The 10,763-nt window shown below is 69.4% G+C and carries 9 protein-coding genes and 1 rRNA gene; 9 read left to right on the plus strand and 1 reads right to left on the minus strand.

From position 1 onward, the window contains the following. The 9 genes from E2651_RS35115 to E2651_RS35155 all read left to right on the plus strand — a co-directional run. Positions 1 to 629, plus strand: a 629-nt coding sequence (locus E2651_RS35115; protein ID WP_135335308.1) for a hypothetical protein, incomplete at its 5' end; no start/stop codon positions are given. Then, positions 619 to 1,995, plus strand: a complete 1,377-nt coding sequence (locus E2651_RS35120; protein ID WP_135335309.1) for a hypothetical protein — start codon at positions 619 to 621, stop codon at positions 1,993 to 1,995. The genes E2651_RS35115 and E2651_RS35120, both read left to right, overlap by 11 nt. Further along, positions 1,992 to 3,551, plus strand: a complete 1,560-nt coding sequence (locus E2651_RS35125; protein ID WP_167828990.1) for an SCO6880 family protein — start codon at positions 1,992 to 1,994, stop codon at positions 3,549 to 3,551. The genes E2651_RS35120 and E2651_RS35125 overlap by 4 nt, the downstream gene beginning before the upstream one ends. 17 nt (positions 3,552 to 3,568) lie before the next feature. After that, positions 3,569 to 5,014, plus strand: coding sequence for an ATP-binding protein (locus tag E2651_RS35130; protein ID WP_135335311.1), 1,446 nt, complete (start codon positions 3,569 to 3,571; stop codon positions 5,012 to 5,014). Positions 5,015 to 5,017: 3 nt separating this feature from the next. Beyond that, positions 5,018 to 6,712, plus strand: a complete 1,695-nt coding sequence (locus tag E2651_RS35135) for a type IV secretory system conjugative DNA transfer family protein (RefSeq protein WP_135335312.1) — start codon at positions 5,018 to 5,020, stop codon at positions 6,710 to 6,712. A 105-nt stretch (positions 6,713 to 6,817) separates the two neighbouring features. Then, the gene (locus tag E2651_RS35140) at positions 6,818 to 7,762 is read left to right on the plus strand and encodes an ATP-binding cassette domain-containing protein (protein ID WP_135335313.1); all 945 of its coding nucleotides are present in this window, start codon (positions 6,818 to 6,820) and stop codon (positions 7,760 to 7,762) included. Then, positions 7,759 to 8,559, plus strand: a complete 801-nt coding sequence (locus tag E2651_RS35145; protein ID WP_135335314.1) for an ABC transporter permease — start codon at positions 7,759 to 7,761, stop codon at positions 8,557 to 8,559. The genes E2651_RS35140 and E2651_RS35145 overlap by 4 nt, the downstream gene beginning before the upstream one ends. Before the next feature lie 106 nt (positions 8,560 to 8,665). Further along, complete coding sequence (locus tag E2651_RS35150) at positions 8,666 to 9,877, plus strand: sensor histidine kinase (protein ID WP_245239428.1); 1,212 nt, start codon at positions 8,666 to 8,668, stop codon at positions 9,875 to 9,877. An 18-nt stretch (positions 9,878 to 9,895) separates the two neighbouring features. Next, a complete protein-coding gene (locus tag E2651_RS35155; RefSeq protein ID WP_135335316.1) occupies positions 9,896 to 10,567 on the plus strand; it encodes a response regulator transcription factor in 672 nt (223 codons plus the stop codon). 73 nt (positions 10,568 to 10,640) lie between these two features. Here the strand turns inward: E2651_RS35155 and rrf are convergent. Next, a 5S ribosomal RNA gene (gene rrf / locus E2651_RS35160) occupies positions 10,641 to 10,757 on the minus strand. Positions 10,758 to 10,763 lie beyond the last annotated feature (6 nt).

Raw genomic sequence — 10,763 nt, forward strand, 5'->3', positions numbered from 1 at the left:
CTTCCGGGGGCGGGGGCGGGGACGGTAAGAAGGCAGGGGCCGCGCCTACGTCCGCGACGGGCGAGAAGCCGGTCGAGGGCAAGACGGCGGGGATTGCTTCAGGGTTCGCGAAGAGCGAGCAGGGGGCGCAGTCCGCTGCCGCGAACTATGTGGTGCCGCTCGGTTCGGCCGACATGTTCAACAAGCCCAGGCGCGACGAGATCCTCCGGGCCGTCATGACGCCGTCCAGCGTGAACAGCTTCGAGGCGCGGCTCGACAGGGCGTACACCGCTGACTTCTTCAAGAACGTGGGCCTGAAGGAGGACGGCACGACGCCGAACGGCTACCAATTCGTCTCCCGAACGAGCCCGATCGGCACCAAGGTCACCAGCTACTCGGGTGACCAGGCGACCGTGGAGGTCTGGTGCAGCGGCCTGCTCGGACTCGCTGGGGAGCAGTCCACCAAGCCCGTGACCAACAGCTGGTTCACGATCACCATGAAGCTGGCGTGGACGAACGGCGACTGGAAGGCCACCACGCACACCCAGAAGGACGGTCCCGCGCCTGTCCCCGGCGACGACCGTGCATCCGGCTCTGATGAAATCTCGAAGGCAGTAGAGGGGTACGGAGGGTTCACCTATGCCCGGTAGCCGTCACGTACTCAAGCTCACCACGGCTGTCGCTGCCGTGCAGACCACGGCAGTCCTCTCAGCGACGCGGGCCTTCGCCGCTCCGGAGCCCAAGGACGACCCGTGTGACCTCATCCACGGCCCAGCCAAGGAGTACTGCGAAAAAGGCCAAGACAACGGCGGCGGCAGCTCAGGCGGCGGCGGAAAGTACCCCACCGACGACCCCCTGAACTCCACCGCCGACCCCCTCTCCTCCCTGGCGAAGGGCTGCGCCGAAGCCGCCTCCTGGACCGTCGACAAGCTGTCCACCGCCGTGAAGGAGACGGCCGAGGTCGACTTCACGAACCCCAGCTTCCTCAAGCAGTACGCGGTCGTCTTCGCCGCGTCGACCGTCCTGACCCTGCTCCTCTGGCTCCTCGCGGTCGCCAAGCGCGCAGTGCGAGGCGTCCCCCTCACCACCGCGCTCTCCGAAGCCATCGGATTCCTGTGGCTGACGGTCCTCGCCTCCGCCTTCACGCCGCTGATCCTCTACACGGTCGTCTCGGCGACCGACGGCGTCACGGACGTCATCGCGAAGGCGACGGGCGGTCAGACGGACACGTTCTTCGGGACGTTCTCCGGCGCCCTGAAGAAGGGCGAGGACATCGGCGGCGGGCCGATCATGCTGATCGTCGTCTCACTCGTGTCGATCCTCGCGGCCGGCGTGCTGTGGCTGGAGCTCGTCATCCGGGCCGCCCTGCTCTACGTGGGCGCGCTGCTCGGCACCGTCGTGTATGCCGGGCTCGTCGACAAGAACCTGTGGACGCACGTCCGCCGCTGGGCCGGGATCATGATCGCGGTGATCCTCGTCAAACCCATCATCGTCATCGTGCTCGGACTCGCGGGCGCACTGTCGGCCGACGACGGGCCCGACTCCTTCTCGGCCGTCGTCTCCGGGCTCTCGATCATCCTGCTCGCCATCTTCGCGAGCGCCATGATCTACCGCTTCGTGCCGGGCTTCGGGGATGAAATCGCCAACTCCCGGAACAACCGCATCATGCGCGGCGCCGAGAACAAGGCCGCCGCCGTCATCAGCTCGCCCGCGTCCCTCGTCTCCCAGGGCATCAAGACCCACAGTTCCCGGGGCAACGGCGGCGGAGGAGGCGGCGGTCAGGCGCGGCCCGCCAACGGAGCGAGCGGCGGAATGGCCGCCCACAGCAGCCGCCCCTCCGGAGGCGGAGGCGGAGGCGGCGGCGGCGGCGGCTCATCGAACGGCGGCGGATCTGTCCCCTCCGCCGCACCCGCGCCACGGAACAGCGCGACCAGCACACCGCACGCGCGCAACCGCGGCTCAGGCAACACCGGAAACGGCTCAGGCAACAAACGCACGGGAGGTGAAGGGCGTTGACGACCCAGTCCCACGTGTCGCAACCGGTAGCGCCCCGCCGCACATATCTGATCGGCCGCGCGCGACCGAACGCGATCGTCGGCAAGAACCGGGAGACCGGAGAGATCGCGCTGATCATCGCGGGGGCCTTCCTCGGGATGATGTGCGGGCTCCTCGTCCCTGTCCTCTCCCTGCGCATCGTGCTGCTCATGGGCTTCCCGATGCTGGCCATCGCCGCGGTGTACGTCCCGTACAAGGGCCGGACCTTCTTCAAGTGGTTCGAGATCAACCGGAGTTACAAGAGGTCGCTGAAGCGCGGGACCGCCTATCGGTCCGCCGCCCCCGAAGCGGGCGTCCGCTTCGACGGCAAGGAGGTCGAGGTCGGCCCACCGCCCGGCATCGGCCGCATCAGCTGGCTCGCCGCGCCCTTCGGGCCTGACGAGATCGCCGTACTGCTGCACGCCGACCGGCGCACCGTCACCGCCGCCATCGAGATCGAGGGGCCGGGCGTCGGCCTTCGGGACTCCGAGGACCAGGAAGCCCTCGTCGATCGCTTTGGGACGCTTCTCAAGCATGTCGCCAATGGTGATGGGTTTGTGACGCGGCTTCAGATGCTTGCCCGCACTCTCCCCGCCGACCCGGACGCCCACGCCAAGGACGTCAGCGTGCGCGGCGACGACCGTGCGCTGCCCTGGCTGCAGCAGTCGTACGAACAGCTCCAGTCGATGGTGTCCACCAGCAGCGAGCAGCACCGCGCCTACCTCGTGGCCTGCATGCACTACTCGCGCGACCTCGCCGCCGAGGCCCAGGCCATGGCGCGCGCGGCCCGCCCGCACGGCGCACGGAAGCTCGACAAGGACGCCGGTCTCGCCGTCGTCATGGCGCGCGAGCTCACCGACATCTGTTCGCGGCTCCAGGAAGCCGACATCCGGGTCAGGCAGCCGCTGGGCCAGGGGCGGCTGTCATCCCTCGTGCACTCGATGTACGACCCGGACCACCCCATCGACCACATCCAGGCCATGACGAAACGGAACGCCTGGCCCGCCGAACTCGACGCCATGGAGCCCACCTACCTCCAGGCCAAGACCCGCGAGTCCGCCAGCCGCGCGCCCTGGTGCCACTCCACGGCCTGGGTGAAGGAGTGGCCGATGACGCCCGTCGGCGTCAACTTCCTCGCCCCGCTGCTCGTCCACACCCCGGACGTCATCAGGACGGTGGCCGTGACGATGGACCTCGAACCCACCGAGGTCGCCATCGAGCGCATGCTGACGGAGAAGACCAACGACGAGGCCGAGGCCAGCCGCCAGGCCAAGCTGAACCGCACGGTCGACCCGCGTGACATCGCATCGAACTCCCGTCTGGACCAGCGCGGCGAGGACCTGGCGAGCGGCGCGGCCGGCGTCAACCTGGTCGGCTACATCACCGTCTCGTCCCGGTCCCCGGAGGCCCTCGCCCGCGACAAGCGCACCATCCGGGCCTCGGCCGGGAAGTCGTATCTGAAGCTGGAGTGGTGCGACCGCGAGCATCACAGGGCCTTCGTCAATACGCTGCCGTTCGCGACCGGCATCCGACGCTAGAGGCGAGGGCTGCCAAGATGCGGGATCCGCTGTCCATCCTCACCGACGCCTTCACGTCCTTCCTCTTCGGGAAGGTCGAGACGACCAGGCTTCCGGTCCGTACGTCGACGGGGCAGGCCCAGGCGGTCTACCTGCCGACGGCCGCGCCGGGCCTCGGCGACTCGGGCGTGATCATCGGGCGCGAGGTGTACTCCGGCAAGGGCTACATCTACGACCCCTTCCAGCTGTACGGGCAGCAGCTGCCCGCGCCGCACTGGCTCGTCCTCGGCGAGTCCGGCAACGGCAAGTCGGCCCTGGAGAAGACGTACGTACTACGTCAGTTGCGCTTCAAGGACCGCCAGGTCGTCGTCCTGGACGCACAGGGCGAGGACGGGGTGGGTGAATGGAACCTCATCGCGCAGGAGCTGGGGATAACTCCCATCCGGCTCGACCCGACGGCCGCCCTGGACATGGGCATCCGCCTCAACCCGCTCGATCCCTCGATCACGACGACGGGCCAGCTCGCGCTGCTCCGGACCATCATCGAGGTCGCGATGGGGCACGGCCTCGACGAGCGCTCGGGCTTCGCGCTGAAGGTCGCGCACGCGTACGTGAACGAGACGATCGTCGAGCGCCAGCCGGTCCTGACGGACATCGTCGAACAGCTCCGCCATCCGGAGCCGGAGTCGGCGGAAGCGATGAACGTCGCCATAGACGACGTACGGGCGTGGGGTCTGGATGTCGCGCTCGTGCTCGACCGGCTGGTCGACGGTGACCTGAGGGGCATGTTCGACGGGCCGACGACGGTGGGCATCGACTTGGACGCCCCTCTCATCGTCTTCGACCTCTCCCACATCGACCGCAACTCGATCGCGATGCCGATCCTGATGGCGATCGTCGGTGTCTGGCTCGAGCACACGTGGATCCGGCCCGACCGCAAGAAGCGCATCTTCCTGGTGGAGGAGGCGTGGCACATCATCAACTCGCCCTTCGTGGCGCAGCTGTTCCAGCGCCTGTTGAAGTTCGGCCGACGGCTCGGGCTCTCCTTCGTGGCGGTCGTGCACCACTTGTCCGACGTGGTCGACGGGGCGGCGGCCAAGGAGGCGGCCGCGATCCTGAAGATGGCGTCGACGAGGACGATCTACGCCCAGAAGGCGGACGAGGCGAGGGCGACGGGGCGTGTCCTCGGGCTGCCGCGGTGGGCGGTGGAGATCATCCCCACTCTCACACCCGGCATCGCGGTCTGGGACGTGAACGGCAACGTCCAAGTGGTCAAGCACCTGATCACGGAGACGGAACGGCCACTGGTCTTCACCGACCGGGCCATGACGGAATCCTCGGCGGACCTCCCGGATCTCCCGGATCTCCCGGATCTCCCGGACGACGATCCGCTGCGGGCCGCCGAACTGGAGGCGGAGGAGCGGGCGGCGTACATGGAGCAGCAGATGAACGGTCCGTCGTCGTCACGTTCTACGGTGGCGTGAGCGATGCCGTACCGGGAGTACCGGGACCCTGAGCCCGAGTACCGGGAGCGGGGCGGGCGCCGCGAGTCGCGGGAACGCGGCATCCCCGACGGCCTCCTCGTGGGCGGCCTGGCCTTCGTCCTCGGCATGACGGTCCTCGTCTGGTCGGGGACGGGCCTCGCGGGCTGGTTCGCACACGGTTCCTGGCCGCGCGAGGTCACGTTCGGTCGTACGCCGCCGGCCATGCGGCACTTGATCCAGCAGCCGCACGACGTGGCGGGGGCGTGGCCGGAGACCCCGGCCGACCAGCTCTCGGGGTACGGCCTCTTCTGGGGCCTGCTGATCGGCCAGCTGATGGTGCTGGTCGTCCTGACGATTTTCGTGATGGGTACGTTCACTCGGTGGCGGGCGGTGCGGAGGGCGCGGCGGATGCCGGTTGCTCAGGCCAGGTCCACTGCCCCCGCAGCTGCTCCTGCGGAGGACGACTACGCCGAGGACACAGCTGCCTCTGCCAGGCGTTCCGGCCCGGCCGAGGGCACGGCCGCCTCTGCCCGGCGCCCCGCCCCCGCTCCCGCCGAGGACACAGCTGCCGAGGACGCAGCCGCCGCCCCCGCTGTGGGCAGGCGTTCCGCAGGGCGAGTGGGGCCTCCCCTGCTCGAGCGAAGCCGAGAGCTTGGGGAAGGGGCACAGCCTTCAGCGCCGGGCACCGATGACATGGGCGTCGAGCAGGACACGGGGGACGGCACTTCACCCCCGGGCGCAGAAACACCCACGGTCCCAACTCCCCGTAGCCCCCTGGTCCTCGGCCCCGCCGAAACCCGCCGCGCCCACGCGATCCAGGCCATCCGCGACGCCGAAGCCGCAGCCCTGGTCATCACCTCGGACCCCACCCTCTGGGAAGAGACAAAAGACGCCCGGGCCAAGCTCGGCCCAGTCCTCGTCTACGACCCCACCCACCTCTGCGACACCCCCGCAAGGCTCCACTGGTCCCCGACCAGAAACTGCGAGGACAAGGCAACGGCGGCCCACCGAGCCACCGCCCTGCTGGCCGCCATAAGGCCGAGCGCCAAGCTCGACGCAGCGGTCGCGGACACGGCGGAAACCCTCCTCCGCAGCTTCCTCCACGCCGCCGCGGTGGACAACCGCCCCATCAAGCACGTCCACCGCTGGTCCCAGGGCACCCAAGTACAAGAGGCGGTACGGATCCTCCGTACGCATCAGAAGGCCTCCTCCGGGGCCGCCGGCGAGCTGGAGGCGGCGCTCACCGCGTACCCGGAACGCCGCGACATGGCCCAGGAGTTGACCGCACGGGCCCTCTCCTCCCTCTTCACGGTCAACATCCGCGAAGCCTGCACCCCAAACCGAACTGATGCCCTCACGCTGGATTCCTTCGTGGATGAAGGGGGCACGCTTTTCGTGGTGGGTGAAGCCATCGAAGACCCCAAGTCACCCCAGGGACCTGGCGCGATGCCGCTCCTTACGGCGCTCGCCGCAAGCGTGGTCGAGCACGGCCGGCGCATGGCCGAACGGTCATCCTCCGGTCGGCTCGACCCACCAATGACCCTGGTCCTGGACGATGTCGCCGCGGTGGCCCCGCTGCCCCAACTGCCGGCCCTGCTCGCGAACGGGGCGGACCAAGGCCTCCCGACCCTGGCCCTGCTCCGCTCACAGGAACAGGGCAGGTCCCGCTGGCCGGACCGCGAGCTACCGGGCACCTAGGAGCTCCCCCTCAGGGGCGCCGTCGTACCCCGGTACTACCCGGCACCACCACTTCCCGCCCCCGGTCCGACGATCCGCGCCCCCGCGAGCGCCAGCATCGTAGACATGATTAGGGCATACGGACTGACCAAACACTACGGCGGCAAGCCCGCAAAAAAGGCTGTCGACGACCTCGGCTTCGAGGTCCTGCCGGGCACCGTCACCGGCTTCCTCGGCCCCAACGGGGCGGGCAAGTCCACCACCATGCGGATGCTCCTCGGGCTCGACGCACCGACCCGCGGCCGCTCCACCATCGGCGGCCGCGCCTACGCGACGCACCCCGCGCCGCTGCACGAAGTGGGCGCGCTGCTCGAGGCCCGCTCCGTCCACCCGGGGCGCTCCGCGTACCACCACCTGATGGCACTCGCCCACACCCACGCCATCCCGAAGAGCCGCGTCGACGCGGTCCTCGAGCTTGCCGGCATCCACGACGTCGCCCGCAAGCGCGTCAAGGGCTTCTCGCTCGGCATGGGCCAGCGCCTCGGCATCGCGGCCGCCCTGCTCGGCGACCCGGCCACGGTCATCCTCGACGAGCCGGTCAACGGCCTCGACCCCGAGGGAGTGCTGTGGATCCGCAATCTCCTCAAGTCCCTTGCGGCAGAGGGCCGTACGGTCCTCGTCTCCTCCCACCTCATGAGCGAGATGGCACTGACCGCCGAGCACCTCATCATCATCGGCCGCGGCAGGCTCCTCGCCGACACCACCGTCGAACGTTTCGTACGCGAGTCCGGCACCGGCGCCGTGAAGGTCGTGAGCCCCGAGGCCGGCCGGCTGAGCGAGCTGCTCGCGGGGCCCGACGTCACGATCACCGCGGACGCCCCCGGCACCCTCGACGTGCGCGGCACGGACACCGAGCACATCGGCCGCACCGCCGCCGCCCACGCCGTCCCCCTCTTCGAACTCACCCCGCACAACGCCTCGTTGGAGCAGGCGTTCATGGACCTCACCCGGGACTCGGTCGAGTACGTCGCCTCCACACCCCTCCCCCAGCCAGAAGGAGCAGCGGCATGAGCGCCGTCCAGCACTCCACGGCCCCCGTCACCCCCGCGCCCTACCGCCTCACCACCAAGGGCGTGCTGCGCTCCGAGTGGCACAAGCTGTGGACGCTCCGCTCCACCTGGATCACCCTGCTCACGGCAACCGCCCTGGTGTTGGCCGTCGGCATCACGATGGGCGTCACCTACGACGGGGACGACGCCGAGATCGACACGGTCGTCTTCACCCTCTTCGGCACCCAGCTCTCCCAGATCTGCCTCGCCGTCCTCGGCATCCTCGTCACCGCGGGCGAGTACTCGACCGGCATGATCCGGGCCTCGCTCACCGCTGTCCCGCACCGTCTGCCCGTCCTGTGGTCAAAGGCCGGCATCTTCACGGCCATCGCGTTCACGCTGTGCCTCGTGACCAACGTCGTCACGTTCCTCACCGCCCAGATCTGGCTCTCCGGCAGCGACAAGGAACTGTCCCTGACGGACTCCGGTGTCCTCGGGGCGCTCGCGAGCAGCGCCGCGGCGATCACCTTCCTGAGCCTCATCGCGCTCGGCCTCGGCGCCCTGTTCCGCTCGGTGCCGGGCGCCATCGGCGCGTTCGTCGGCTCGGTGCTCATCCTGCCCGAGGTCCTGACGATGCTGCCCTTCGGCGCCGTGGACACCGCCATCAAGTACTTCCCCGCCCAGGCGGCGAGCTCCCTCGGCTCGGTGACCCGCGTGGAGAACACCATCGCCCCGGGCACGGCCCTGTTCGCTCTCGCCCTCTGGTCGGCCGTGATCATCACAGCGGCGTCCGTGCTGCTCAAGCGGCGCGACGTATGACGGAACCCGGGTGTCCAAGGAACCCGGGTGTCCAAGGAACCCGGGTGTCCAAGGAACCTGTGTACGAGGATGAGGCCGTGAGAAACCTGTGTACGAGGATGAGGCCGTGACGACCAAGCCACACCCCCTCACCCGGTACCTCCAGCGGTCGGCCCAGCGGGTGCGCGCCTACGACACGCGCCACCCGCTGGTCTGGGACGTACTGGTGACGGCCTTCTTCGTCATCGCCGCCCTCACCGACGGATCCGGCGGCTGGCGCAACACCGCGGCCAACCCCTACGTGGCCCAGTGGCAGATCGTCCTGATGAGCCTGGGCCTCTCCGTGCCGGTGCTGTGGCGCCGCCGTCACCCGATCACGGCCCTCGCGGTGATGGCGGCGGCGAACGTGGCCAGCAACTGGACGGGGGCCTGGCTGCAGTCCGCCCTGATCCAGTTCGTCGTGGTGTTCAACATCGCGCTGCGGCTGCCCCTGAAGACCCTGGGCTGGGCGGCGGCGATGACGACGCTGCCCATGGCGGTCAGCATCATCCGCTATCCGGAAGGCAGTTGGGACCAGCTGATCGTCCCTCAGCTCTGGTCCTTCGCGCTGGTCGCACTGGCGGGCATCGCGGTCCGTTCCCGCCAGGACTACACCCAGGCCCTCGTCGAGCGCGCCCGCCAGCTCGAAGTCGAGCGCGACCAGCAGGCCCAGCTCGCCACGGCCGCCGAACGCACCCGCATCGCCCGCGAGATGCACGACATCATCGGCCACAACCTCTCCGTCATCACCGGCCTCGCGGACGGCGGTTCGTACGCCGCCGCCAAGTCCCCCGAGCGCGCCGCCCAGGCCCTAGAAGCCATCGGCACGACAAGCCGCCAGGCCCTCTCCGAACTCCGCCGCCTCCTCGACGTCCTGCGCGACGATGCGCCCGCCACGGCCGAGCGAGCCCCGCAGCCCGCGCTGACCGACCTGGACCAACTCTTCGAGGGCGTACGGGCCGCGGGCCTCCCCGTCCGCAGCACGGTCCGCGGCCGCCCGGACTCGGTCCCCGCGGGCCGCCAGCTCACCCTCTACCGCGTGGTCCAGGAAGCCCTGACGAACACCCTCAAGCACGGGGGCCCGGACGCCACGGCGACGGTGGACGTCAGCTACACCGCGGACGGCGTGACGGTCGACGTCACGGACACCGGGGTCGGCGGCACCGCCGCCCCCAGCAGCGGCCGCGGGCTGACCGGAATGCGCGAGCGAACTTCCCTGTACGACGGCACACTTGAGGCCGGGCCGCGCCCGCACCCGCCGGGCGGCTGGCGGGTCCACCTCCACCTCCCCAAGGCTTAAGGACGGCGAGACGACAACGTGACGACCGTGCTCATCGTCGACGACCAGCCCATGCAGCGCTTCGGCTTCCGCATGCTCCTGGAGAGCCAGGACGACATGACGGTCGCCGGAGAGGCCGGCAACGGCAGCGAGGCGATCCGCATGACGGCCGAACTCCACCCGGACGTGGTCCTGATGGACATCCGCATGCCTGGCCTGGACGGCATCGAGGCCACGCGCCGCATCGTCGCTTCGGGCGACCGCACCCGCGTACTGATCCTCACGACGTTCGACCTCGACGAGTACGCCCACGAGGGCCTGCGCGCGGGCGCCTCCGGCTTCCTCATCAAGGACGCCCTGCCCGAGGAACTCCTCTCCGGTATCCGCGCGGTCGCATCAGGCGACGCGGTGGTGGCCCCGAGCCTGACCCGCCGCCTCCTCGACGCCTACGCGGACCATCTCCCGACGGCCGGCTCGGCCCCCACCGACCCGGCGGCACACCCACGCCTGACCTCTCTCACGGACCGCGAACGCGAAATCCTGACGGTCATCGGCCAGGGCTGGACGAATGCGGAGATCGCGACGCGTCTGCATCTCGCGGAATCCACGGTGAAAACACATGTGGGCCGCATCCTCGCCAAGACGGGGGCGAGAGACAGGGTGCAGGCGGTGATTCTGGCGTACGACACGAAATTGGTGAGGCCGTCATGATGGGGGAAATACCCCCTGAACGCAGAAAACCCCCGCACCGTATCCCGGTGCGGGGGTTTCCCATTCAAAAATAGTTCGGCGGCGTCCTACTCTCCCACAGGGTCCCCCCTGCAGTACCATCGGCGCTGTGAGGCTTAGCTTCCGGGTTCGGAATGTAACCGGGCGTTTCCCTCACGCTATGACCACCGAAACACTA

The sequence above is a fragment of the Streptomyces sp. MZ04 genome (assembly GCF_004684775.1).
Classification (GTDB): Bacteria; Actinomycetota; Actinomycetes; order Streptomycetales; family Streptomycetaceae; genus Streptomyces.